The following is a 23305-nucleotide window of genomic DNA, read 5'->3' as shown; positions in this document are numbered from 1 at the left end:
TTCACGCCAGCAGCTTGACCAGGGTCTGGTAGTAGATTTCGGTCAGCAGGTCGAGGTCGCTGGCCAGGACGCGTTCGTTGATTTGGTGGATCGTGGTATTGACCGGGCCGAGTTCGACCACCTGGGTACCCATGGTGGCGATGAAACGTCCGTCCGAGGTGCCGCCACTGGTGGACGGCGTGGTATCGCGGCCGGTGACGTCCTTGATGCTAGCGGCCACCGCATCGAGCAGCGCACCTGGCTCGGTAAGAAAGGGCAGGCCGGACAGCGCCCATTCCACGTGCCAGTCCAGGCCGTGCTTGTCGAGAATGGCGGCAACGCGATGTTGCAGGCTCTCTACCGTGGATTCGGTGGAAAAGCGGAAGTTGAACATCGCGTGGAGTTCGCCGGGAATCACGTTGCTGGCGCCGGTTCCGGACTGGATATTGGAAATCTGGAAGCTGGTCGGCGGGAAGAAGGCGTTGCCGTCGTCCCAGTGCTCGGCGGTGAGTTCGGCCAGTGCCGGCGCAGCGAGATGGATCGGGTTCTTCGCCAGATGCGGATAGGCCACGTGACCCTGGACGCCGCGAATGGTCAGCTTGGCGCCCAGCGAGCCGCGCCGGCCGTTCTTCACCACATCCCCGACCAGGGAGGTGCTGGAGGGCTCGCCGACGATGCACCAGTCCAAGCGCTCGCCGCGTGCGGCCAGGCGCTCGACCACGGCCTTGGTGCCGTGCTGGGCCGGGCCCTCCTCGTCGCTGGTGATGAGGAAGGCGATGGCGCCGTTGTGCTGCGGGTGATCGGCGACGAAGCGCTCCACCGCCACGACCATTGCTGCCAGGCTGCCCTTCATGTCCGCCGCACCGCGCCCGCAGAGCATGCCCTGCTCATCGATCAGGGCTTCGAATGGCTGGTGCTGCCAGGCCTGCAGGGGGCCGGTCGGTACCACGTCGGTGTGCCCGGCAAAGCACAGTACCGGGCCGTCGCCTCCGCGCCTGGCCCAGAAGTTCTCCACCTCTTCGATGCGCATCCGCTCGGTCGTGAAACCGACGGCGGCCAGCCGGCGCATCATCAGGTCCTGGCAGCCTTCGTCCACCGGCGTGACCGATGGGCGGCGAATCAGCTCGCAGGCCAGTTCCAGGGTAGGCGACAGGGCGGGGGAGGGGGCGGTCATGGCGCGACTCCAGCAAGGCGAGGGGGCGTGGAAAAGGCGCACATCTTAAAGCAAAACGATTACCGGGCGGTGGCGAGCGCCGCTGCTTTTCGGCAGCGGCGCTCGGGCCGGTTCGTCAGGCGATGGCGGGCTCGATGGCTTCCTGCGGCTTCGGCACCGAAGACAACAGGGCCATGATCAGCGCGGCCAGGTAAGGCAGGGACTGCATCAGCAGCACGGCGACCCAGAAGATCACGTCCGGGCTGGGGAAGCCCTGGACGACGGCGATGCCGGCGGCGGCGCCCCAGAGCAACAGCATGACGAAGACCTCTTCGCGGGCCTCGCCCAACGCGATCAGCAGACCGCTGTTGGTTTTCATCTTCGGCGTACGGAAGAACGGGATGCTGCTGGTGAAGAAACCGTACAGGACCGCCTTGGCGATGGTATGCGACAGCGCCAGGCCTGCAACCGCAGCGTAGAAGGCGTCCCTCAGGTTGACACCGACCTGGCGCTGGTAGAGGAACAGGATCTTGCCCAGTTTGAAAAAGAACAGCGCCAGCGGCGGAATGGCGAAGATCAGCAGCGGCGGGTCGACCCGCTGCGGCACGATGATCATTGCGGCCGACCAGAGCAGCGCACCGATGGTGAAGAAGATGTTCAGGCCGTCGGCGATCCACGGCAGCCAGCCGGCGACGAAGTGGTAGCGTTGGCCGCGGGTCAGGGCGGTATCCTTGCCGAACAGCAGGCTGCGGGCGTGCCGCTTCATGATCTGAATGGCGCCGTAGGCCCAACGGAAGCGCTGTTTCTTGAAATCGATGAAGGTGTCGGGCATCAGGCCCTTGCCATAGCTGTCCTCGAAGTAGGCAGCGGACAGGCCCTTCTGGAACACCCGCAGACCCAGTTCGGCATCTTCGGTGATGCACCATCCCGCCCATTTCAGCTCGTCGAGGACCGACTTGCGGGTCATGGTCATGGTGCCGTGCTGGATGATCGCGTCGCGGTCGTTGCGGGTCACCATGCCGATGTGGAAGAAGCCCTTGTACTCGGCGTAGCAGAGCTTCTTGAACAGCGAGTCCTTGTCGTCGCGGTAGTCCTGCGGCGATTGCACCACGGCGATCTTCGGATCGGCGAAGTGCGGCACCATGTGCTTCAACCAATTCGGGCTGACGCAATAGTCGGAGTCAATCACCGCGACCACTTCGGCATCCGGGGCGGTGCGTTCCAAGGCATAGTTCAGGGCGCCGCCCTTGAAGCCGGCGAGGGGTGCGACGTGGAAGAAGCGGAAGCGCGGGCCGAGGGTCTCGCAGTAGGCCTGCACCGGTTCCCAGACGGCCGGGTCCTTGGTGTTGTTGTCGATCACCAGGACTTCGTAGTCCGGGTAATCGAGGCGGGCCAGGGCGTCGAGGGTTTCCTTCACCATTTCCGGCGGTTCGTTGTAGCACGGCACGTGGACCGAGACCTTGGGCCGGTAGGCGTTCTCGGCGGTGACCGGCGGGAAGGGCCGGCGGCGCTTGCTGGTCCAGACGGCCTCGGCCAGTTCATGGGCCTCGGTGAGGAGGACGATGACCACGCCCAATGCGCCCATGGCCAGCAGGCAGCCGACGGTGAGGCTGAACCAGGTGCTGTATTGCTGGCTGTAGTCATAACCGATCCAGACCAGGATCGAACCCGCCGCGAAGGAAACGAAGGTCAGGAAGGTCCGGCCGCGTTGGCGCAGTGAGCTGCCGTCGATCAGCAGCAGGGCCAGGGCCAGCAGGGCGAGTACCACCGAGGCGATCACCAGGATTCGCCACTGCGGGATCTCTACCACCGGGCCCTCGAAGTTGAACTTGGGTTGCCGTTCGGCGTTGTAAACGCCCCAGTAGGCACCCACCGAGCCTTCGTCGCTGACCTTCCACGGCTGGTCGAAGGCTTCGACGATGAAATAGTTGTAGCCCTTGCTGTTCAGGGTGTTGACCAGGGTCCGCAGGTAGATCGCCTGGTCCGCCTGGGAGGCCTCGGCGCCGCCACGCATGCGGCCGTTGCTCGGCCAGCCGACTTCGGAGAGCAGCAGCGGCTTCTTCGGGAAGGTCTGCTTGAGGTCGCGGGCACGGTCCAGGACGAACTGGGTGGAATCCTCCATCGGGATGAATTCCCAGTACGGCAGGATGTGCGCGGCGATCAGGTCGACGTGCTGGGCCAGTTCGGGATACTGCTGCCAGATGTGCCACTGTTCGGAGGTGGTGACCGGAACCTTGACCGCGGCGCGGACGCGATCCAGGTATTCGATGAGCTTCTTGCGGCTGATCTCGCGGCGGAACAGCGCTTCGTTACCCACCACCACCCGGACCACGCTGCGCGAGGCGTTGGCCAGTTCGATGGCCTTGGCGATCTCGCGCTCGTTGCGTTCCTCGTCGGGGCTGATCCACACGCCGAGGGTCACGCGCAGGCCGAATTCCTCGGCGAGGCGCGGGATGTCGGCAAGGGTGTTTTCCACCGAATAGGTGCGGATGTTGTCGGTCTGCTTGCTCAGCAGCTCGAGGTCGGCACGGATCTGTTCGTCGTTGGGATAACGGTTGTCTTGGGGGTTCTGGTCCAGGTGGAACGGCGAGAAGGAGTAGCCAGAAATCTGTTCCGGCCAATCCGGAGCGTTGACCGGACGGTTATACAAGGCCCAGAAGCCGGTGAACAACGCGGCGACCGCCACGACTATCACCAGGTTGATTCCAAATTTACGCGATGACATAGAGGTTTTTCGTGTTCCAAAGGGCGGAACGAAGGAGGGGGGAAAGCAGGTGAGCGCTGCTGGCGCGCATCCTACTACCGCGCCCAGTACCTGTATAGGTGCCTTCGTTTCGGCCGTCGCGATGTGCCGACGACCTCCCAGGTTGGTCCACCGAAGCGCGGGGAAGTTCGCTGGGAATCTCCGATATGCGAACTACAGCGCCCGCAGGAGAATCCGCTCGCTGGTCGTCAGATCGATATCGTGACGCTCGCCCAGAGCGACCATCCGATGTCGCTCCAGTTGCGCGAGCACCTGGGGGATCACCTCGGCATCGAGACCATGCTCGGATAGCCGGGTCGGTATACCCATGCGCTGGAAGAATTCGCGGGTGGCGTCGATTGCCGCCTCGATGCGAGCGTCTTCGTCGCCGCTGTGGATATGCCAGACTCGCTCGGCGTATTGCAGCAGCTTGGCGCGCTTGGCCTCGCGCCGCTCGGTGAGCAGCGCCGGCAGGACGACGGCCAGGGTCTGGGCGTGGTCCAGGTGATAGAGCGCGGTCAATTCGTGGCCGATCATATGGGTCGCCCAGTCCTGAGGGACGCCGCAGCCGAGCAACCCATTCAGCGCCTGTGTGGCGCACCACATGAGATTGGCGCGGACCTTATAGTCCTGCGGGTTCGCCAATGCCTTGGGGCCTTCCTCGATCAGCGTCTGCAGCAGCCCTTCGGCATAGCGGTCCTGCAGCGGGGCGTCGGCTGGGTAGGTCAGGTACTGCTCGATGGTATGGACGAAGGCATCCACCACGCCGTTGCCGATCTGCCGGGGCGGCAGGCTGAAGGTAGTGCGTGGATCGAGGATGGCGAAACGCGGGTAAAGCAGGGAGCTGGAGAGCGACAGCTTCTCCTGCCGCTCCACATGGGTGATCACCCCGTGCGGGTTGCTCTCCGATCCGGTGGCCGCGAGAGTCAGGACGCAGCCCAGCGGCATGGCTGCCTGGACCCGGGTGCCGGTGAGCAGGTCGAGCGGGTCGCCGTCATAACGAAGCGCGGCGGCGACGAACTTACTGCCGTCGATCACCGAGCCGCCACCGACCGCCAGGATGAAATCGCAGCCTTCGTCCCGGCCCTGTTCGATCGCACGTACCAGCGTGTCGAATTGCGGGTTGGGCTCGATGCCGCCGAAGCGTGACAGGCTGTAGCCGGGCAGGGCCGCCTCCACCTGCTCCCAGACGCCGTTGTGGAAGATGCTGCCGCCGCCGTGGATGACCAGCACCCGGCTGCCGGCGGGAATTTCCCTGGCCAGCTTGGCGATCTGGCCTTCACCGAAATGAATGCGGGTCGGGTTATAGAAGGTGAAGTTGCGCATGACCGGCTCCCAGTATCGTCATCGCCTGACTATAGTCCCGCTCGACCCCGGGCGGACGCATGGCCGGATATTCAGCACGGCTTATAATGCCTGCCTGTTCGCGAGGTACGGCATGACTACAGACGATAGGTTCGGCGGCATCGCCCGCCTTTATGGGCGCGAGGGGTTGGAGCGGCTGGCGGCCGCGCACGTGGCGGTGGTCGGGATTGGCGGGGTCGGGTCCTGGGCCGCCGAGGCGCTGGCCCGTTCCGGTGTCGGGGAAATCTCGCTGTTCGACCTGGACGACGTCTGTGTGACCAACACCAACCGGCAGATTCATGCCCTGGAAGGTACGGTCGGCAAGCCCAAGGTCGAGGTCATGGCCGAGCGCATCTGCGCCATCAACCCGGCCTGCACGGTGCATGCGGTGGCCGATTTCGTCACCCGCGATACCATGACCGAATACATCACCGAGCAGCTCGATTGCGTGATCGACTGCATCGACAGCGTTCCGGCCAAGGCTGCGCTGATCGCCTGGTGCAAGCGGCGCAAGATCCAGATCATCACCACCGGCGGGGCGGGGGGGCAGATCGACCCGACCCAGATCCAGGTCGCCGACCTGAACAAGACCTTCAATGACCCACTGGCCGCCCGGGTGCGCTCGACGCTGCGGCGCGACTACGGATTTTCCCGAACACCGGGGCGCCATTACAGCGTGCCCTGCGTGTTTTCCTCCGAGCAGTTGCGCTATCCCAAGCCGGACGGTGGGGTGTGCCAGCAGAAGAGCTTCGTTGGCGAAGGTGTCAAGTTGGACTGCGCCGGCGGCTTCGGCGCGGCGATGATGGTCACCGCCAGTTTCGGTCTGGTCGCCGCCGCACGGGCGGTAGACAAACTGGTGGCTGGCACACGGCGGCCGGCGGAGCGTCGCAGCGGCGCCTGATCGGTCGTAAATGACCCGACTGGTGCACTGGTCGGGCGAGCGCCAATTAGCCGGCCGGTCGTGCCAGCTCGCGCATGCGCTGCAGCACGGCGTTCATCCCGTTGCTGCGCGAAGGGGATAAGTGGCGGGCGAGGCCCAGTTGGGCGAACCAGTCGGTCAGGTCCAGGTTGACCAGCTCGTCGCCCGTCAGGCCGTTGACCCGGACCAGCAGCACGGCGAGCAAGCCACGGATTAGGCGGGCGTCGCTGGTTGCGCGGAAACGCCATCCAGCGGTGCTGGGTTCGCCGACCAGCCAGACCTGGCTTTCGCACCCGTGCACGCGGTTGGCCTCCTGCTTTTCCTCGTCGCTCAACGGCTCCAGCCGATCGCCCCACTGCATCAACAGGCGTGCCCGCTGTTCCCAGCCGCCGCTCTGGCCGAAGGCGACGAGGGCCTCATTGGCGCTGTCCGGCAGGGTCATCGCAGCAACTCCAGGGCCCGGTCGAGGGCGGTGAAAAAGTGGTCTAGGTCCGCGCTGTCGTTGTACAGGCCGAGGGAGACACGAATGGCGCCGGCCAGGCCGAGCCGTTTGTACAGCGGCATGGCGCAATGCTGTCCGGCACGCACGGCAATGCCCTGCTCACCGAGCAGGTGGGCGAGGTCCGCCGTGTGTACGCCGTCCACCACGAAGCTGGCCAGGGCCGCTTGGGGTGTGCCGAGCACGCGCACGCCGTCGCGCACCTTGAGACCTGCCAGCAGCTTGCCGTGTAACACGGCTTCGTGGGCGAAGAGGGCACCGGTGTCCAGGCTGCCGAGGTAATCCAGCGCCGCACCGAGGGCAATGACTCCACCGATGGGCGGCGTGCCGGCCTCGAAGCCCATGGGCGCACCATGGAAGTCCGCCGAATGATAGTCCGCCAGGTGCACCATCTCGCCGCCGAACTGCCAATGGCGTAGACGCTGCAAGGCTTCGGTGCGGCCATAGAGCACGCCGACGCCCTCCGGCCCGTAGAGCTTGTGGCTGGAGAAGACATAGAAGTCGCAGCCCAATACCTGGACATCGTGGCGGCCATGGACCACGCCTTGGGCACCATCGACCACCGTTAGCGCGTCATGCGCCTTGGCCAGGGCGATCAGCTCCGTCAGCGGCTGCCAACTGCCGAGGACATTGGACAATTGACTGATGGCGAGCAGGCGGGTCTGCGGACCGATCAATTTGCGGGCGGTCTCCATATCCACCACACCCTCCGCGGTCAGCGGCAGGACCAGCAGGCGCAGACCGCGCCGCAGGGCGAGTTGTTGCCAGGGCAGCAGGTTGGCATGGTGTTCGAGGGCGCTGATGACAATCTCGTCGCCCGCCTCGAATTCCGCCTCCAGACCGTAGGCCAGCAGGTTAAAAGCCTCAGTGGCGCCGCGGGTGAAGACGATTTCGGCCGGGCTATGGGCGTTCAGCCAGTGCGCCGCCTTGGTCCGGGTCGCTTCGAAGGCGCGGGTGGCGCGCTCGCCTGGCAAATGCTGGGCACGGTGCACATTGGCCGCGCCGCTGGCGTAGTAACCGAGCAGCGTGTCGAGCACCGCTTGTGGCTTCTGCGCCGTGGCGGCGCTGTCCAAGTAGGTCTGGCCTTCAGCCTTGAACGCGGCGAGGGCGGGGAAGTCGGAACGCCAGGGAGAATCAAGAGCCATAGGTTCCAAGCCGTAAGCTGCAAGCCAAAGCGGCTTTCCTTGCAGCTTATGGCTTGCAGCTTGCGGCTGCTCCTCTTAGTTATGCGCGTGCAGCGCTTCGTTCAGCTCGATGGCGGACTTGTGCGTCTTGCATTCCACCGCGCCGGTCTGCGAGTTGCGGCGGAACAGCAGGTCCGGCTGGCCAGCCAGTTCGCGGGCCTTGACCACCTTCACCAACTGGTTCTTGTCGTCGAGCAGCGCGACCTTGGTACCGGCGGTGACGTAGAGGCCGGATTCCACCGTGTTGCGGTCGCCCAGCGGGATGCCGATCCCGGCATTGGCGCCGATCAGGCAGCCTTCGCCGACGGAAATGACGATGTTGCCGCCGCCGGACAGGGTGCCCATGGTCGAGCAGCCGCCGCCCAGGTCGGAGCCCTTGCCGACGAACACGCCGGCCGAGACGCGGCCTTCGATCATGCCGGGACCTTCGGTTCCGGCGTTGAAGTTGATGAAGCCCTCGTGCATGACGGTGGTGCCTTCGCCCACATAGGCACCAAGGCGGACCCGCGCGCTGTCGGCGATACGCACGCCGGCCGGCACCACGTAGTCGGTCATTTTCGGGAACTTGTCCACCGAGAAGACTTCCAGTAGCTCGCCTTTCAGGCGGGCCTCCAGTTGACGCTCGGCCAGCTCGGCGAGGTCCACCGCGCCCTGGCTGGTCCAGGCCACGTTCGGCAGCAGCGGGAAGATGCCGGTCAGGTTCTGCTGGTGCGGCTTGACCAGGCGGTGGGAGAGCAGGTGCAGCTTGAGATAGGCCTCCGGGGTGGAGGTCAGGGCGGCGTCCTCGGCCAGCAGGCAGGCGACCAGCGGCTTCTGGCTTTCGGCCAAGCGGGTCAGCAGGGCAGCCTGCGCGGTATCGATGTGCTTCAGGGCATTGGCCAGGTCTGAGGCCTGGGTGTTGCTGAAGGCGATGGTTTGGTTGCCGCCGCTGTAGCCCAGCAATGGGGCTACGGCCGCGACCAGTTCGGCCGAAGGGGCGAGCAACGGCTGCGCGTAGAAGACTTCCAGCCAGTTGCCCTGGCGATTCTGGGTGCCGACGCCGAAGGCCAGGCTGTAGAGGGATTGGGACATATCGATTCCTATGACGATGGCGAAGGTCAGGCCGGACGCCGGCTGAGCAGCAGGCCCAGACCAGCGCTGCCCAATAGGGCGGCGCAACCACGGTTGAACAGGCGGCGGGCGCGCGTGCCGGCAAGGAGCCGGCCGAGATGCATGCCCGCCAGGGCATAGAGGGCGATGGCCAGCCATTCCAGAACCAGGAAGGCTGCGCCCAACTGGGCGAATTGGGCACCCAGCGGCTGCCGCGGATCGACGAACTGCGGCAGGAAAGCGGTGAAGATCAGGATGGCTTTGGGATTGCCCGCAGCGACCCAGAACTCCTGGCGTGCCAATCGCCATAGCGACAGGCGCGGTTCGCTGCCAGCGGCATCCGTCTCTCCTACAGGAGCGCGCCAGAGTTGGAAGGCCAGCCAGAACAGGTAGGCGGCACCGGCCAGCTTGATGAGCAGGAACAGCGTGGCCGAGGCCTGCAGGACCAGGGCCAGCCCGGAGGCGGCGAGGGCAATCATGCCGGCGAACGCCAGCAGGCGGCCGGCTGCGGCCAGGCAGGCGATACGCAGGCCCTGGCGGGCGGCGTTGTGCATCGACAGCAGGTTGTTCGGGCCCGGCGCCATGTTGAGGGCGAAACAGGCCGGGATGAACAGCAGCCAGGTGCCGAATCCCATGATCACTCCAATGCGGCGGCGTAGGCGTCCGGTTTGAAGCCAACCAGGGTACGCTCACCCAGGTCCAGGACCGGTCGCTTGATCATCGAGGGTTGGGCCAGCATCAGTTCGATGGCCTTGGTCTGGTCGAGATTGGCCTTCTGCATGTCGTCCAGCTTGCGGAAGGTGGTTCCGGCACGGTTCAGGACCACTTCCCAGCCGTGCTCGGCACACCATTTCTCCAGGCTGGCGCGGTCGATGCCGGCAGTCTTGTAGTCGTGGAAGTCGTAGGCGACGCCTTTCTCGTCCAGCCAGCTGCGGGCTTTCTTCATGGTGTCGCAGGCCTTGATGCCGTAGAGGCGGATCGCGCTCACGTGATGCTCCGGTTCATCGGTTGGTTGTCGGACAGACCGGCGATTATGCCATGACATTGTGGCATGCGATGGATTCCCGTCCGCGAGGCGCCTGCGCCGCCGCCTGTCGGCGGGCGATCAAGAAACCCGCGGCGTTGCCGCTACGTCTGATAGTCGTATTCGCCTCGCCGGGGTCGTGGCCGGGCGTTCTTCATTGGCTTGCACGTTTTACCTGGATGCAAGGTGCGCAAGCTGTGTCCCGTAATCGCCAAAATGATCGATCTGAATACTTGGAATCTGACCATTCCCGAGCAAGTCCCTGCCAAAACCATCGAAACCCGTCTGATGAAAGCCGGCTACCGCAGCCCGTATTTCTACCGTTCCGGCAACAGCCTGTTCTTCTGGGCGCCGGTCACCGGCAGCACGACGAAGAACAGTGTCTATCCGCGTAGCGAGCTGCGCGAGACCTTTCCCGACGGCAAGCTGCGCAACTGGCTGTATAGCGAAGGCAACCACAGCCTGAGGGCGTCGCTGGCGGTGACCCAGGTGCCGTCCAGCGGCAAGGTGGTGATCGGCCAGGTGCATTCCAAGGACAACCCGACGCCGTATATCAAGCTGCAGTACCGCGTCGAGCGCGGCGTCGGCTATGTGAACGTGGAGCTGCGGAAGAAGCCGGCGGATGCCAAGAGCCCGGTGGTGATGACCTACAAGAGCATGCCGCTGAATACCCGCTTCAACTATTCGATCGACATCTCTCGCAAGGGCGATCTCAAGGTGGCGATCAACGGTCTGACCTACACCGGCAAGGTCGATCCAGCCTGGGCCGGCAAGCGCTTCTATTTCAAGGCGGGCGTCTACACGCTGGATAACGTCGGACCGGCGACCGAAGGCGGCCGCACGGTCTTTCACCAGCTCAGCGCAACCCACACGAAGTGAGGAAGAACCGGGCGCGGCCGCTTGATCGGCCGCGCCCGAGCATCAGGCGTGGCGCAGGAAGTCGCGGATACGCTCCGCCGCCTCGACGCATTCGGCCAGCGGGGCGACCAGGGCCATGCGTACCCGGCCGGCACCGGGGTTGGTCCCATCCACTTCGCGCGACAGGTAGGAGCCGGGAACTACGGTGACATGCTCGCGGGCGAACAGCTCGCGGGTGAAGGTGGTGTCATCCATGGGCGTTTTCGGCCACAGGTAGAAGCCGCCGTCCGGCCGCTGCACATCCAGTACCGGCCCAAGGATTTCCAGCACGGCATCGAACTTCTCGCGATACAGCGCACGGTTGGCGCGCACATGCACCTCATCGTTCCAGGCGGCGATGCTGGCCAGTTGGGTCTGCACCGGCATCGCGCAGCCGTGGTAGGTGCGGTAGAGCAGGAAGGCTTTGAGAATGTCGGCATCGCCGGCGACGAAACCCGAGCGCAGCCCCGGCAGGTTGGAGCGCTTGGACAGGCTGTGGAAGACCACGCAGCGCTTGAAGTCCTGGCGACCCAGGGCGGTACAGGCACTAAGCAGGCCGGGCGGCGGGTTCTGTTCGTCGAAGTAGAGTTCGCTGTAGCACTCGTCGGCGGCGATCACGAAGTCGTATTCATCGGCCAGGGCGATCAGCTTCTTCAAGGTGTTCAGCGGGACCAGCGCCCCGGTGGGATTGCCCGGTGAGCAGAGGAAGAGAATCTGGCAGCGCTGCCAGACCTCGGCGGAAACCGCGTCGAAGTCCGGGTTGAAGCCATTTTCCGCCAGGCAGGGCAGGTAGTGAGGCTGGGCGCCGGCGAGCAGCGCCGCACCTTCGTAGATCTGATAGAAGGGATTGGGGCTGACGACCAAGCCGTCGCGGCTGCGGTCGACCACCGCCTGGGTGAAGGCGAACAGGGCCTCACGGGTGCCGTTCACCGGCAGCACGTGGCGCGCCGCATCCAGCCAGCCGGTGGGTACGCCGAAACGCCGCTCGCACCAGGCGGCGATGGCTTCGCGCAGTGCCGGCAGACCCAGCGTGGTCGGGTAGACCGAAAGCATTTCCAGATTGGCGGCCAGGGCCTCGGCGACGAAGCTCGGCGAACGGTGCTTGGGTTCGCCGATGGATAGGGCGATCGGCTTCTTCTCTGCCGGCGGCTGGGCGCCGGCGAGCAGGGCGCGGAGCTTTTCGAAGGGGTAGGGCTGCAAGGCGTCGAGTGCGGGGTTCATCGTTGTTTTCCTGACCGCGGGCGGCAGCGGACTGCCGCCGTAGGTTTCTGGCTGTTCAAAAATGGATCCGGGTAGGTGCCGACTGGCCGTTGGCCTCGGATAACTGGGCCACGATGGCTTCCTGCAGGCGTATGCACAGGTCTGGGTCGGACAGCGGCTGGTTGTTCGCGTCGGTGACGAAGAATACGTCCTCGACCCGCTCGCCGAGCGTGGCAATCTTCGCGTTCTGCAACGACAGGTCGAAATCGAGGAATATCTTACCTATCCGCGCCAGCAGGCCAGGGCGGTCCGGCGCGGTAATTTCCAGTACGGTCACCGGACGCTGGGCGTCGTTGTGGATAGTAACCTGCGGGGCGAAGGCGAAGTGCTTGAGCTGGCGCGGCACCCGGCGCTGGATGATCGCCGGGTAGTCATCGGGGTTCTTCAGCGCGTCGATCAGGCCCTCGCGAATCTGCTTGATCCGCGCAGGATTGTCGCCGATCCGCCCGCCCTCGGTGTCCAGCACGATGTAGGTGTCCAGCGTGAACTGGCTGGTCGAGGTGATGATCCGGGCGTCATGGATGTTCAGGTTGAGCTGGTCCATGGCCGCTACGGTCACGGCGAAGAAATCGTGCTGGTCCGGGGCGTAGATGAAGATCTGGGTAGCGCCTTCGAACTCACGCTGAGCGGTCTCCTTGATCAGCACCAGCGGGCCGTCAGTGGCCGGGTGCTGGATGATCGCCTCGGTGTGCCAGGCCACATCGCCGGCGGTATGGCGGAGGAAATAGTCGTCGCCGAGTTGCGACCAGAGCTGCTCGGCGTCGTCCGGGTCGATACCGCTGCGCACCAGGATGTCCAGGGCGGCACTCTGCGTCTGGCGAATCTGCTCTTCGCGGTCCAGCGGGTTTTCCAGGCCGCGGCGCAGGGCACGCTTGGTCTCGGTGTAGAGCTGGCGCAGCAGGCTGGCGCGCCAAGAGTTCCACAGGCTCGGGTTGGTGGCGTTGATGTCGGCCACGGTAAGCACGTAGAGATAGTCCAGACGGGTCTGGTCGCCGACCAGTTGGGCGAAGTCGAAGATCACCTGCGGGTCGGAGAGGTCCTTGCGCTGCGCGGTGGTGGACATCACCAGATGGTTCTGCACCAGCCAGGTGACCAGGCGGGTGTCCCAGGTCGGCAACTGGTGGCGGACGCAGAAGGCCTCGGCGTCCTGGGCGCCCAGCTCGGAGTGGTCGCCGCCGCGGCCCTTGCCGATGTCGTGGTAAAGGCCGGCGAGGTAGATCAGCTCGGGCTTGGGCAGTTTGTCGATCAACTTGCTGGCCAGGGGGAATTTCTCCGCCAGCTCCGGCCATTTCAGCTTGCGCAGGTGCTTGATCAGGTTGAGGGTGTGCGCATCGACTGTATAGATGTGGAACAGGTCGTGCTGCATCTGGCCGACGATATGGCCGAACTCCGGCAGGTAGCGGCCGAGAATGCCGTAGCGGTTCATCCGTCGCAGGTTGCGGTGGATGCCCTGGGATGACTTGAACAGCTCGATGAACAGGCTGGTGTTGCGGATGTCGCTGCGGAAATCGTCGTCGATCAGGTGGCGATGGTCGCGCAGCAGGCGGATGGTGTCGGCGCGCACTCCCTTGATTTCCGGGTGCTGGGCCATCAGCACGAAAACTTCCAGGATGGCGAAGGGAGTTCGTTTGAAGACCTTTTCGTGGGTCACTTCGATGTAGCCGTCGCGCAACTGGAAGCGGCTGTTCAGCGGCTGGGCCGGCCCGCTTTCGCCGGCGCGCAGGATGACTTCCTCGAAGTGCTGGTTGATCAGCTCGCTCAGCTCGGCGATGCCCATCACCACGCGGTAGTACTTCTGCATGAAGCGCTCGATGGCGCGTTTGGGGTCGCTATCGTCGAAACCGAGCAGGCCGGCCACCTTGCGTTGATGGTCGAACAGCAGGCGGTCTTCGGCGCGTCCGGCGAGCATGTGCAGGGCGTAGCGCACTTTCCAGAGGAATTCCTGGGAGCTGGAGAGCAGGGCGTACTCGCCTTCGGTGAGGAAGCCCTGGCCGACCATGGCGTGCAGGTTGAGCGTGCCGTACTGCCGGCGCGCCACCCAGAGGATGGTCTGGATATCGCGCAGCCCGCCCGGCGAGCCTTTCACGTTCGGTTCGAGGTTGTATTCGGTATCGTTGTACTTGGCGTGTCGGGCCCGCTGTTCTTCGCGTTTGGCCAGGAAGAAATGCTTGCTCGGCCACATGTGCGCACTGTCGGTTGTCGCCAGCATCGACTGGCGCAGGCGTTCGGGACCAGCGATGGTGCGACTTTCCATCAGGTTGGTGATCACCGTCAGGTCGGCGCGGGCCTCTTCGGCGCACTCCGCCACCGAGCGTACGCTCTGGCCGACTTCCAGGCCGATGTCCCAGAGCAGGGTGAGGAAGCCCTCGATCGGCTCGCGGAAGATTTCGTGATCGTCGCTTTCCAGCAGGATCAGCAGGTCGATATCGGAGAAAGGATGCAGCTCGCCACGTCCATAGCCGCCGACCGCGACCAGCGAGATATCGGCGTCTTCGCTCCAGTCGAAGCGATCCCAGGCGGCACTAAGAATCTGGTCGACGAACCAGGCGCGATCTTCCACCAGGCGGCGGATATCGCGTCCGGCCTGGAAACGCGCATCCAGCACTTCGCGGGCTTGGCGGATCGCCTTCTTGAACGCGGCGATGGGGCTGGATTTCAAGGCCAGTTCCGCCTGGAACTGCCCGCGGTCGAACAACTCGGGATCCACCTGCGGCATGGCGGGCCTTCCTCTTAATATCACGCGATGACGGAGTGGCGATCAGGCCGAGGTGCGCGGAATGGTGTCGTCGCTGCGCAGAGTGAAGATCTCGTAGCCGTCGGCGGTCACCAGAATGGTGTGCTCCCACTGTGCGGACAACTTGCGGTCCTTGGTGATTGCCGTCCATCCGTCACCCAGCAGGCGGGTTTCCGGGCGGCCCTGGTTGATCATCGGCTCGATGGTGAAGGTCATGCCTTCCTTCAGCTCCATGCCGGTGCCGGCACGGCCGTAGTGCAGAACTTGCGGCTCTTCATGGAAGACCTTGCCGATGCCGTGCCCGCAGTATTCGCGGACCACGGAGAAACCGTTCTTCTCGGCGTGCTTCTGGATCACTTCGCCGATGTCGCCGAGGCGGGTGCCCGGACGGACCAGTTCGATGCCTTTATACATGCACTCCTGGGTTATGCGGCTCAGGCGCTCGGCCCACTCCGGCACCTTGCCGACCATGAACATCTTGCTGGTGTCGCCGTGATAGCCGTCCTTGATCACGGTCACGTCGATGTTCAGCACGTCGCCTTCCTTCAAGGCCTTCTCGTTGGGAATGCCATGGCAGACCACATGGTTGACGGAGGTGCAGATGGACTTGGGGAAACCCTTGTAGTTGAGCGGGGCGGGAATGGCTTTCTGTACGTTGACGATGTAGTCGTGGCAGATGCGGTCCAGTTCCTCGGTGGTGACGCCGGGCTTCACGTACTCGCCGATCATCTCCAGCACGTCGGCGGCCAGCCGGCCGGCTACGCGCATTTTTTCGATTTCTTCGGGCGTCTTGATAGTGACGGTCATTCGGACTCTCTGGGCGCTCGGGCGCAAGGCAAAAACGGAGAAAACGCGATTCTAGCAGACCGTGCCCTGCCGGCCACCCTGCCTGCCGGCCATCGCTGCGGGTTTCGCCGGGCGGTCTTCTGTGGTATAAAACGCGCCGCTTTATGGGCAGCAGACCCTGAAGCCTTAACCCACACACGTATCGACACGGTATCCTGGGTGCCCGCAGGGGTTGGATATTGGGATGCGTGGAGGCCTAACCCGACTTACTAAGGAACGATCATGTCCCAAGTCAATATGCGCGATATGCTGAAGGCCGGTGTGCACTTCGGCCACCAGACCCGTTACTGGAACCCGAAAATGGGCAAGTACATTTTCGGCGCGCGCAACAAGATTCACATCATCAACCTGGAAAAGACCCTGCCGATGTTCAACGAGGCCCTGAGCTTCGTTGAGAAGCTGGCTTCCGGCAAGAACAAGATCCTGTTCGTCGGCACCAAGCGTTCCGCTGGCAAGATCGTCCGCGAAGAAGCCGCTCGTTGCGGTTCGCCGTACGTCGATCATCGCTGGCTCGGCGGCATGCTGACCAACTACAAGACCATCCGTGCTTCCATCAAGCGCCTGCGCGAGCTGGAAACCCAGTCCCAGGACGGCACCTTCGCCAAGCTGACCAAGAAAGAAGCCCTGATGCGCACCCGCGATCTGGAGAAGCTGGAGCGCAGCCTGGGTGGTATCAAGGATATGGGTGGCCTGCCGGACGCTCTGTTCGTGATCGATGTCGACCATGAGCGCATCGCCATCAGCGAAGCCAACAAGCTGGGCATTCCGGTCATCGGCGTTGTCGATACCAACAGCAGCCCGGAAGGCGTTGATTACATCATCCCCGGTAACGACGACGCCATCCGCGCCGTTCAGCTGTACCTGAGTGCCGTGGCCGATGCCGTGCTGCGTGGTCGCCAGAACGCTGTCGGCGGTGCTGACGAGTTCGTCGAGGAAGCCCCGAGCGAGGCCGCCGAAGGCTGAGTCAGGAACGCATAGCGTTACCCGGTGCGCAAGAAGGGGGCTAGGCCCCCTTTTTGCCACCTTCGAATCGAACGCCCGGCCTGTGCCCGGGTGGGTGGTTAACCATTCAAGAGGATTGCGAACATGGCAGAGATTACTGCGGCCCTGGTTAAAGAACTGCGCGAGCGCACTGGCCAAGGCATGATGGAATGCAAGAAGGCCCTGGTCGCCGCTGATGGCGATATCGAGAAGGCCATCGACGATATGCGCGCTTCCGGCGCCATCAAGGCTGCCAAGAAGGCCGGCAACATCGCCGCCGAAGGCTCCATCGCCGTCAAAGTGGCTGCCGACAGCAAGTCCGCCGTGATCATCGAAGTCAACTCCCAGACCGACTTCCTGGCCCTGCAGGATGACTTCAAGGCGTTCGTCGCCGACAGCCTGGAAAAGGCCTTCGCCGAGAAGCTGACCGATGCCGCTCCGCTGATCGCCTCCCAGGAGTCCGCTCGCGAAGCCCTGGTCGCCAAGTGCGGCGAGAACGTCAACATCCGTCGCCTGACCCGCGTCGAGGGCGATGTCGTGGGTGCTTACCTGCACGGCCACCGCATCGGTGTTCTGGTCGTCCTGAAGGGCGGTAACGCCGAGCTGGCCAAGGAAATCGCCATGCACGTCGCGGCCAGCAACCCGCAGTTCCTCAATCCGTCCGAGGTTTCCGCGGAAGCCATCGAGCGCGAGAAGGGCGTCTTCCTCGCCCTGAACGAGGACAAGATCAAGGGCAAGCCGGCCGACATCGTCGAGAAGATGGTGGCGGGCCGCATCCAGAAGTTCCTGGCGGAGGCCAGCCTGGTCGAGCAGCCGTTCGTGAAGGACCCGGAAATCAAGGTTGGCGAGCTGGCGAAGAAGGCCGGTGCCGAAGTGGTTTCCTTCGTTCGTTACGAAGTGGGTGAAGGCATCGAGAAGGCGGAAGTCGATTTCGCCGCCGAAGTCGCTGCCCAGGTCGCCGCGACCAAGCAGTAAGACAGTTCCGCTGTCGCCCCCGAAGAGGCTGCCCGCTCACGCGCGCGGCCTCTTCGTCAAATGGGCTCCATCTCCCGTGTCGGTGCTGGAGCGAGGGGCGGTACGAATTCTGGTACCCGGGTACATGCACTTGGGCGCCATTGGCGCTGTCAAAGCGCTACAAACACGGGCTCAGCGCCCGTCAGCATTCAAACGCCGCAGGAGAGATACGCAATGGCTCAGCAGGTGAGTGGTCGCCAACCTCGCTATAAACGCATTCTGCTCAAACTAAGCGGCGAAGCCTTGATGGGGTCGGAGGAGTTCGGGATCGATCCCAAGGTGCTCGACCGCATGGCGCTTGAAGTCGGCCAACTGGTAGGCATCGGCGTTCAGGTCGGCCTGGTCATCGGCGGCGGCAACCTGTTCCGCGGCGCGGCCCTGTCGGCGGCCGGCATGGATCGGGTCACCGGCGATCACATGGGCATGCTCGCCACCGTCATGAACGCCCTGGCCATGCGCGATGCACTGGAGCGCTCGAATATTCCGGCGATCGTCATGTCGGCGATCTCCATGGTCGGCGTCACCGACCACTATGATCGCCGCAAGGCCATCCGCCACCTGAATGGCGGCGACGTGGTGATCTTCTCCGCAGGTACCGGCAACCCGTTCTTCACCACCGATTCGGCAGCTTGCCTGCGCGCCATCGAGATCGATGCGGATGTCGTACTGAAAGCCACCAAGGTGGATGGCGTGTACACTGCCGATCCGTTCAAGGACCCCAATGCGGAGAAGTTCGACCGTCTGACCTATGATGGCGTGCTGGACCGCAAGCTGGGTGTGATGGACCTGACCGCCATCTGTCTGTGTCGCGATCACAAGATGCCGCTGCGGGTCTTCAATATGAATAAGCCAGGTGCCCTGCTGAACATCGTCGTCGGCGGCGCCGAAGGAACCCTGATCGAGGAGTCGAACGAATGATCAACGAGATCAAGAAAGACGCGCAGGAGCGTATGGGCAAGTCCATCGAGGCCCTGGGGCGCCACTTGGCGTCCATCCGTACCGGTCGTGCGCACCCGAGTATCCTGGACAGCGTCAAGGTCCCGGCCTGGGGCAGCGAAATGCCGCTGAACCAGGTAGCCGCGATCACCGTCGAGGATGCCCGTACCCTCAAGATCGTTGCCCACGACAAGAACCTCAGTGCCGCCATCGAGAAGGCCATCCTGACCTCTGACCTGGGCCTGAATCCGTCCAGCGCCGGTACCACTATCCGCGTGCCGATGCCTGCCCTGACCGAGGAAACCCGCAAGGGCTATACCAAGCAGGCCCGTGCTGTTGCCGAGGAAGCCAAGGTGGCTGTGCGCAATGTGCGCCGTGATGCCCTGGCCGAACTGAAGAAGCTGTCCAAGGACAAGGAAATCAGCGAAGACGACGAGCGCCGTGCCGCCGACGAGCTGCAGAAGCTGACCGACAAGTTCGTCGCCGAGGTGGACAAGGCCCTCGAAGCCAAGGAAAAGGACCTGATGGCCGTCTGAGGCCGGGGCTTTTCATGGAAAAGACCAAGTCAGCGGCATCGCCTGCAGTACCCCGCCATGTCGCGATCATCATGGATGGCAACAATCGCTGGGCGAAGAAGCGCCTGCTGCCCGGTGTTGCCGGGCACAAGGCAGGCGTGGATGCGGTGCGGGCGGTCATCGAGGTGTGCGCGGAGGCGGGTGTCGAAGTCCTGACCCTGTTCGCCTTCTCCAGCGAGAACTGGCAGCGTCCGGCCGACGAGGTCGGCGCGCTCATGGAACTCTTCCTTACGGCTCTGCGCCGCGAAGCGAAGAAGCTGGATGAAAACGACATACGCCTGCGCATCATTGGCGACCGTACCCGGTTCCATCCGGAACTGCAGGCCGCCATGCGTGAGGCCGAGGCCCTGACCGCCGGGCATCAGCGCTTCATCCTGCAGATCGCCGCCAACTATGGCGGGCAATGGGACATCGTGCAGGCGTCGCAGCGCCTGGCGCGGGAGGTCCAGGCTGGGCATCTGCAACCGGAGGACATCACGGCGGAGCTGCTGCAGGGGTGCCTGGTCACCGGCGAGCTGCCGTTGCCGGACCTCTGCATTCGCACGGGTGGTGAACATCGCATCAGCAACTTCCTGCTGTGGCAGCTCGCCTATGCCGAGCTGTATTTCTCCGATCTGTTCTGGCCCGATTTCAAACACGACGCCATGCGCAAGGCGCTGGCCGACTTCGCTACCCGCCAACGCCGCTTCGGCAAGACCAGTGAGCAGGTGGAAGCAGAGGCAAGAGCCTGATGCTGAAACAACGAATCATCACAGCCCTGGTGTTGTTGCCCATCGCCTTGGGCGGCTTCTTCTTCCTCGAAGGTGGCGCGTTCGCGCTTTTCATCGGGGCGGTGGTCAGCCTAGGGGCTTGGGAATGGGCGCGGCTGGCTGGGCTCGTCGAGCAATCCCGGCGGATCGTCTACGCGGTCGCGGTCGCAGTCCTGCTCTTGGTGCTTCACCTGTTGCCTATGATGGCGCCGTGGGTACTGCTGTTGGGCGTCGCTTGGTGGCTGGTGGCGGTCTGGCTGGTCATGAATTACCCGGACAGCAGTCGTTACTGGGATGGTCCTCCGGGGCGGCTGGCAATCGGTCTGCTGATTCTTCTGCCGGCCTGGCAGGGGTTGGTACTGATCAAGCAATGGCCGCTGGCCAATGGCCTTATCCTGGCGGTAATGGTGCTGATCTGGGGCGCTGACATAGGTGCCTACTTTTCCGGCAAGACCTTCGGCAAGCGCAAGCTGGCCCCGCGGGTCAGTCCCGGCAAGAGCTGGGAGGGTCTGATCGGCGGTCTGCTGGCCAGCCTGGCGATCACCCTCGGTGTCGGGCTCTATCGGGGGTGGTCTGCGGTCGAGTTGCTGTTGGCACTGGGCGGTGCGGCGCTGGTGGTGTTGATTTCTGTGGTTGGCGACCTGACCGAAAGCATGTTCAAGCGCCAATCCGGCATGAAGGACAGCAGCAACCTGCTGCCGGGCCATGGCGGGGTGCTCGATCGTATCGACAGCCTGACCGCGGCTATTCCTTTGTTCGCCGTACTGCTCTGGGCGTATGGCTGGGGCTCGCTGTGAGCGGAATGCAACGGATAACCGTACTGGGGGCCACGGGCTCCATCGGCCTCAGCACGCTCGATGTGATTTCCCGTCATCCAGGGCGCTACCAGGTGTTCGCTCTGAGCGGCTTCAGCCGTCTTGCGGAACTGGAGGCCTTGTGCCTGCGTCATCGCCCGCGTTTCGCTGTCGTAGCGGATGAAGACGGCGCCCGTCATTTGCGTGGCGGCCTGCTGGCAGCAGGCTTGGACACCCGTGTACTGGTAGGGGAGGGGGGATTGTGCGAGGTCGCCGCTCACCCGGATGTGGATGTGGTGATGGCGGCAATCGTCGGTGCAGCGGGCCTCAAGCCGACTCTGGCGGCAGTCGAGGCGGGTAAGAAGGTCCTGCTGGCCAACAAGGAGGCGCTGGTGATGTCCGGCGCGCTGTTCATGCAGGCGGTGCGTCGCAGTGGCTCGGTACTCTTGCCGATCGACAGCGAACACAATGCCATCTTCCAGTGCCTGCCGAATGACTACTCACGTGGCCTGGGGGCGGTCGGTGTGCGCCGCATCCTGCTCACTGCATCCGGCGGTCCGTTTCGCGAGATGCCACTGGCCGGTTTGAGCGACGTCACGCCGGAGCAGGCGTGCGCTCATCCGAACTGGTCCATGGGGCGCAAGATTTCCGTGGATTCGGCCAGCATGATGAACAAGGGTCTCGAATTGATCGAAGCCTGCTGGCTGTTCGATGCCCGGCCCGAGCAGGTCGAGGTCGTCATTCATCCGCAAAGCGTCATTCACTCCCTGGTGGACTACGTGGACGGTTCGGTTCTGGCGCAACTGGGCAATCCGGACATGCGCACACCGATCAGTCATGCCTTGTCCTGGCCCGAACGCATCGATTCGGGAGTTGCGCCGCTGGATTTGTTCAAAGTCGGTCGGCTGGACTTCCAGGAGCCGGATGAGTTGCGTTTCCCCTGTCTGCGCTTGGCCCGTCAGGCCGCTCAGGCGGGTGGCACGGCGCCGGCAATGCTCAATGCCGCCAATGAGATAGCAGTGGCAGCCTTTCTCGAACGGCGCATCCGCTTCACCGAAATCGCGAGTATCATCGGGGAAGTGCTGAATCTCGAGCCGGTCGAAACGGTCGAAAGCCTCGACGTCGTTTTGACGGCCGATGCCAGGGCGAGAGCCTTGGCCGAAAAATGGTTGTATCGCCACGGACGCTAGGTCCGGAGGAAATCGATGAGCGCGCTTTACATGATTGTCGGTACCCTGGTCGCGCTCGGGGTGCTGGTCACGTTCCACGAATTCGGCCACTTCTGGGTCGCACGCCGCTGTGGCGTGAAAGTGCTGCGTTTTTCCGTTGGCTTCGGTACGCCCCTGTTGCGTTGGCATGATCGCCATGGCACCGAGTTCGTTGTCGCTGCCATTCCGTTGGGCGGCTACGTCAAAATGCTCGACGAGCGCGAGGGTGACGTACCGCCCCAATTGCTCGATCAGGCTTTCAACCGCAAATCCGTACGCCAACGCATTGCCATCGTCTCTGCTGGTCCCCTGGCCAACTTCCTCCTGGCTCTGCTGTTCTTCTGGCTCCTGGCCATGCTAGGCAGCCAGCAGGTGAAGCCTGTCATCGGCGCGATCGAGGAGGGCAGCCTGGCAGCCGAGGCGGGCTTGCAGGTGGGCGAGGAAATCGTCTCGGTGAATGGCGAGCTGACCCCTGGCTGGGCGGCCGTCAATCTGCAGTTGGTGCGCCGCCTGGGCGAAAGCGGCACCCTCGATGTCCGAGTGCGCGAGCCCGGCAGTACGCAGGAAAGCCCTCGTCAGGTGGCGTTGCGCGAATGGCTAAAAGGTGTCGACAGTCCCGATCCCATCGGTTCCCTCGGTATTCGTCCTTGGCGCCCTGCGCTGCCTCCGATCCTGGCGTCATTCGACGAAAGCGGGCCGGCCAAGGCAGCCGGGCTCAAGGCCGGCGACCGTCTTCTGGCGTTGGATGGCGCGCCGCTGGACGACTGGCAGCAAGTGGTCGATCAGGTCCGGGCCCGTCCCGGCCAACGTATCGTGCTCAGTGTCGAACGTGCCGGAGAACACCTGGAAATACCGCTGACCCTGGCTGCGCGTGGGGAAGAGAAGGCCCGCACCGGCTACCTGGGAGCCGGGGTGCAGGAAGTCGATTGGCCGGAGGACATGCTGCGCGAGGTCAGCTTCGGTCCTGTCGAGGCGGTTGGCGAAGGGCTCAGGCGTACCTGGGTGATGAGTGTCCTGACCCTTGATTCGATGAAGAAAATGCTCTTCGGCGAGCTCTCGGTAAAAAACTTGAGTGGGCCGATAACCATTGCTAAAGTGGCGGGCGCTTCGGCCCAGTCTGGGGTTGGGGATTTTCTCAATTTCCTCGCCTACCTGAGCATAAGTCTGGGGGTTCTCAATCTGTTGCCGATCCCTGTCCTGGATGGGGGGCACCTGTTGTTCTATCTGATCGAGTGGGCGCGGGGTCGTCCCTTGTCGGAGCGGGTGCAGGCATGGGGGGTACAGATCGGTATCAGTCTGGTCATAGGGGTGATGTTGCTCGCCCTGGTCAACGACCTGAGCCGGCTGTAACGCAACGCTGAATTCCGAATCTGCCGC

At 63.8% G+C, this 23305-nt stretch carries 21 protein-coding genes; 10 read left to right on the top strand and 11 right to left on the bottom strand.

Annotated elements, in window-relative coordinates; translation table 11 throughout:
- Position 1 precedes the first annotated feature (1 nt).
- The 3 genes from dapE to BZL41_RS24535 all read right to left on the bottom strand — a co-directional run bounded on the left by dapE (position 2) and on the right by BZL41_RS24535 (position 5201).
- Positions 2-1153, bottom strand: coding sequence for a succinyl-diaminopimelate desuccinylase (gene dapE / locus BZL41_RS24545; RefSeq protein ID WP_095601679.1), 1152 nt, complete (start codon positions 1151-1153; stop codon positions 2-4).
- A 115-nt stretch (positions 1154-1268) separates the two neighbouring features.
- On the bottom strand, positions 1269-3857 hold the full coding sequence (locus tag BZL41_RS24540) for a glycosyltransferase (protein WP_095601678.1): 2589 nt from the start codon (positions 3855-3857) through the stop codon (positions 1269-1271).
- A 192-nt stretch (positions 3858-4049) separates the two neighbouring features.
- On the bottom strand, positions 4050-5201 hold the full coding sequence (locus BZL41_RS24535; RefSeq protein ID WP_095601677.1) for an iron-containing alcohol dehydrogenase: 1152 nt from the start codon (positions 5199-5201) through the stop codon (positions 4050-4052).
- A gap of 112 nt (positions 5202-5313) precedes the next feature.
- Between BZL41_RS24535 and tcdA the strand changes: the two genes are divergently transcribed.
- Positions 5314-6120 carry a tRNA cyclic N6-threonylcarbamoyladenosine(37) synthase TcdA gene (tcdA, locus tag BZL41_RS24530; protein ID WP_095601676.1) on the top strand — a complete coding sequence of 269 codons (807 nt, stop codon included), beginning with the start codon at positions 5314-5316 and terminating at the stop codon, positions 6118-6120.
- A gap of 46 nt (positions 6121-6166) precedes the next feature.
- On the opposite strand, the gene BZL41_RS24525 is transcribed toward tcdA, so the two are convergent.
- The 5 genes from BZL41_RS24525 to BZL41_RS24505 form a co-directional block, all read right to left on the bottom strand.
- Positions 6167-6580 (bottom strand): SufE family protein, encoded by a 414-nt coding sequence (locus BZL41_RS24525; protein WP_095601675.1) that lies wholly within the window; start codon positions 6578-6580, stop codon positions 6167-6169.
- Positions 6577-7782, bottom strand: coding sequence for an aminotransferase class V-fold PLP-dependent enzyme (locus BZL41_RS24520; protein WP_095601674.1), 1206 nt, complete (start codon positions 7780-7782; stop codon positions 6577-6579). Before BZL41_RS24520 ends, BZL41_RS24525 begins: the two co-directional genes overlap by 4 nt.
- Positions 7783-7857: 75 nt before the next feature.
- Positions 7858-8892: a 2,3,4,5-tetrahydropyridine-2,6-dicarboxylate N-succinyltransferase gene (dapD, locus tag BZL41_RS24515; protein WP_095601673.1), complete on the bottom strand. Its 1035-nt coding sequence runs from the start codon at positions 8890-8892 to the stop codon at positions 7858-7860.
- Positions 8893-8918: 26 nt separating this feature from the next.
- Positions 8919-9545 (bottom strand): LysE family translocator, encoded by a 627-nt coding sequence (locus BZL41_RS24510; protein WP_095601672.1) that lies wholly within the window; start codon positions 9543-9545, stop codon positions 8919-8921.
- A 2-nt stretch (positions 9546-9547) separates the two neighbouring features.
- The gene (locus tag BZL41_RS24505) at positions 9548-9889 is read right to left on the bottom strand and encodes an ArsC family reductase (RefSeq protein ID WP_256578239.1); all 342 of its coding nucleotides are present in this window, start codon (positions 9887-9889) and stop codon (positions 9548-9550) included.
- Positions 9890-10120: 231 nt separating this feature from the next.
- On the opposite strand from BZL41_RS24505, the gene BZL41_RS24500 reads away from it, so the two are divergent.
- Positions 10121-10813: a polysaccharide lyase family 7 protein gene (locus BZL41_RS24500; protein ID WP_256578238.1), complete on the top strand. Its 693-nt coding sequence runs from the start codon at positions 10121-10123 to the stop codon at positions 10811-10813.
- Positions 10814-10855: 42 nt separating this feature from the next.
- Here BZL41_RS24500 and dapC read toward each other — a convergent pair whose 3' ends face one another.
- From dapC to map, 3 genes are read right to left on the bottom strand one after another with little or no spacing between them, the layout of a single operon-like run.
- Positions 10856-12052 carry a succinyldiaminopimelate transaminase gene (gene dapC / locus BZL41_RS24495; RefSeq protein ID WP_095601670.1) on the bottom strand — a complete coding sequence of 399 codons (1197 nt, stop codon included), beginning with the start codon at positions 12050-12052 and terminating at the stop codon, positions 10856-10858.
- A gap of 55 nt (positions 12053-12107) precedes the next feature.
- Entirely contained in the window at positions 12108-14807 is a 2700-nt protein-coding gene (locus BZL41_RS24490) for a [protein-PII] uridylyltransferase (protein WP_095601669.1), read from the bottom strand.
- Positions 14808-14849: 42 nt separating this feature from the next.
- A complete protein-coding gene (gene map / locus BZL41_RS24485; RefSeq protein ID WP_095601668.1) occupies positions 14850-15632 on the bottom strand; it encodes a type I methionyl aminopeptidase in 783 nt (260 codons plus the stop codon).
- A gap of 261 nt (positions 15633-15893) precedes the next feature.
- Here map and rpsB point away from each other — a divergent pair, with 261 nt between their 5' ends.
- The 8 genes from rpsB (at position 15894) to rseP (ending at position 23278) form a co-directional block, all read left to right on the top strand.
- On the top strand, positions 15894-16634 hold the full coding sequence (gene rpsB / locus BZL41_RS24480) for a 30S ribosomal protein S2 (protein ID WP_095601667.1): 741 nt from the start codon (positions 15894-15896) through the stop codon (positions 16632-16634).
- Between the two features lie 123 nt (positions 16635-16757).
- On the top strand, positions 16758-17627 hold the full coding sequence (tsf, locus tag BZL41_RS24475) for a translation elongation factor Ts (protein WP_095601666.1): 870 nt from the start codon (positions 16758-16760) through the stop codon (positions 17625-17627).
- A 213-nt stretch (positions 17628-17840) separates the two neighbouring features.
- Positions 17841-18584: a UMP kinase gene (gene pyrH, locus BZL41_RS24470; RefSeq protein ID WP_084336973.1), complete on the top strand. Its 744-nt coding sequence runs from the start codon at positions 17841-17843 to the stop codon at positions 18582-18584.
- Positions 18581-19138 carry a ribosome recycling factor gene (gene frr / locus BZL41_RS24465; protein WP_095601665.1) on the top strand — a complete coding sequence of 186 codons (558 nt, stop codon included), beginning with the start codon at positions 18581-18583 and terminating at the stop codon, positions 19136-19138. The genes pyrH and frr overlap by 4 nt, the downstream gene beginning before the upstream one ends.
- A gap of 14 nt (positions 19139-19152) precedes the next feature.
- On the top strand, positions 19153-19908 hold the full coding sequence (gene uppS / locus BZL41_RS24460; protein ID WP_095601664.1) for a polyprenyl diphosphate synthase: 756 nt from the start codon (positions 19153-19155) through the stop codon (positions 19906-19908).
- Positions 19908-20723 (top strand): phosphatidate cytidylyltransferase, encoded by an 816-nt coding sequence (locus BZL41_RS24455; RefSeq protein ID WP_095601663.1) that lies wholly within the window; start codon positions 19908-19910, stop codon positions 20721-20723. The genes uppS and BZL41_RS24455 overlap by 1 nt, the downstream gene beginning before the upstream one ends.
- Positions 20720-21910: a 1-deoxy-D-xylulose-5-phosphate reductoisomerase gene (gene ispC / locus BZL41_RS24450; RefSeq protein ID WP_095601662.1), complete on the top strand. Its 1191-nt coding sequence runs from the start codon at positions 20720-20722 to the stop codon at positions 21908-21910. The genes BZL41_RS24455 and ispC overlap by 4 nt, the downstream gene beginning before the upstream one ends.
- 15 nt (positions 21911-21925) lie before the next feature.
- Positions 21926-23278 carry a sigma E protease regulator RseP gene (rseP, locus tag BZL41_RS24445; protein WP_095601661.1) on the top strand — a complete coding sequence of 451 codons (1353 nt, stop codon included), beginning with the start codon at positions 21926-21928 and terminating at the stop codon, positions 23276-23278.
- The last annotated feature ends 27 nt before the right edge of the window (positions 23279-23305 follow it).

It is taken from the genome of Pseudomonas sp. PIC25 (assembly GCF_002286785.1).
GTDB lineage: Bacteria > Pseudomonadota > Gammaproteobacteria > Pseudomonadales > Pseudomonadaceae > Pseudomonas_M.
Note: the sequence above shows the minus strand (reverse complement) of the source record. Positions and strands in the feature narration are given on the sequence as shown.

Bases quoted from the DNA above. Each gene is read 5' to 3' on its own strand.
- dapE (WP_095601679.1), bottom strand. From the start codon at position 1,153: ATGACCGCCCCCTCCCCCGCCCTGTCGCCTACCCTGGAACTGGCCTGC.
- BZL41_RS24540 (WP_095601678.1), bottom strand. From the start codon at position 3,857: ATGTCATCGCGTAAATTTGGAATCAACCTGGTGATAGTCGTGGCGGTC.
- BZL41_RS24535 (WP_095601677.1), bottom strand. From the start codon at position 5,201: ATGCGCAACTTCACCTTCTATAACCCGACCCGCATTCATTTCGGTGAA.
- tcdA (WP_095601676.1), top strand. From the start codon at position 5,314: ATGACTACAGACGATAGGTTCGGCGGCATCGCCCGCCTTTATGGGCGC.
- BZL41_RS24525 (WP_095601675.1), bottom strand. From the start codon at position 6,580: ATGACCCTGCCGGACAGCGCCAATGAGGCCCTCGTCGCCTTCGGCCAG.
- BZL41_RS24520 (WP_095601674.1), bottom strand. From the start codon at position 7,782: ATGGCTCTTGATTCTCCCTGGCGTTCCGACTTCCCCGCCCTCGCCGCG.
- dapD (WP_095601673.1), bottom strand. From the start codon at position 8,892: ATGTCCCAATCCCTCTACAGCCTGGCCTTCGGCGTCGGCACCCAGAAT.
- BZL41_RS24510 (WP_095601672.1), bottom strand. From the start codon at position 9,545: ATGGGATTCGGCACCTGGCTGCTGTTCATCCCGGCCTGTTTCGCCCTC.
- dapC (WP_095601670.1), bottom strand. From the start codon at position 12,052: ATGAACCCCGCACTCGACGCCTTGCAGCCCTACCCCTTCGAAAAGCTC.
- BZL41_RS24490 (WP_095601669.1), bottom strand. From the start codon at position 14,807: ATGCCGCAGGTGGATCCCGAGTTGTTCGACCGCGGGCAGTTCCAGGCG.
- map (WP_095601668.1), bottom strand. From the start codon at position 15,632: ATGACCGTCACTATCAAGACGCCCGAAGAAATCGAAAAAATGCGCGTA.
- rpsB (WP_095601667.1), top strand. From the start codon at position 15,894: ATGTCCCAAGTCAATATGCGCGATATGCTGAAGGCCGGTGTGCACTTC.
- tsf (WP_095601666.1), top strand. From the start codon at position 16,758: ATGGCAGAGATTACTGCGGCCCTGGTTAAAGAACTGCGCGAGCGCACT.
- pyrH (WP_084336973.1), top strand. From the start codon at position 17,841: ATGGCTCAGCAGGTGAGTGGTCGCCAACCTCGCTATAAACGCATTCTG.
- frr (WP_095601665.1), top strand. From the start codon at position 18,581: ATGATCAACGAGATCAAGAAAGACGCGCAGGAGCGTATGGGCAAGTCC.
- uppS (WP_095601664.1), top strand. From the start codon at position 19,153: ATGGAAAAGACCAAGTCAGCGGCATCGCCTGCAGTACCCCGCCATGTC.
- BZL41_RS24455 (WP_095601663.1), top strand. From the start codon at position 19,908: ATGCTGAAACAACGAATCATCACAGCCCTGGTGTTGTTGCCCATCGCC.
- rseP (WP_095601661.1), top strand. From the start codon at position 21,926: ATGAGCGCGCTTTACATGATTGTCGGTACCCTGGTCGCGCTCGGGGTG.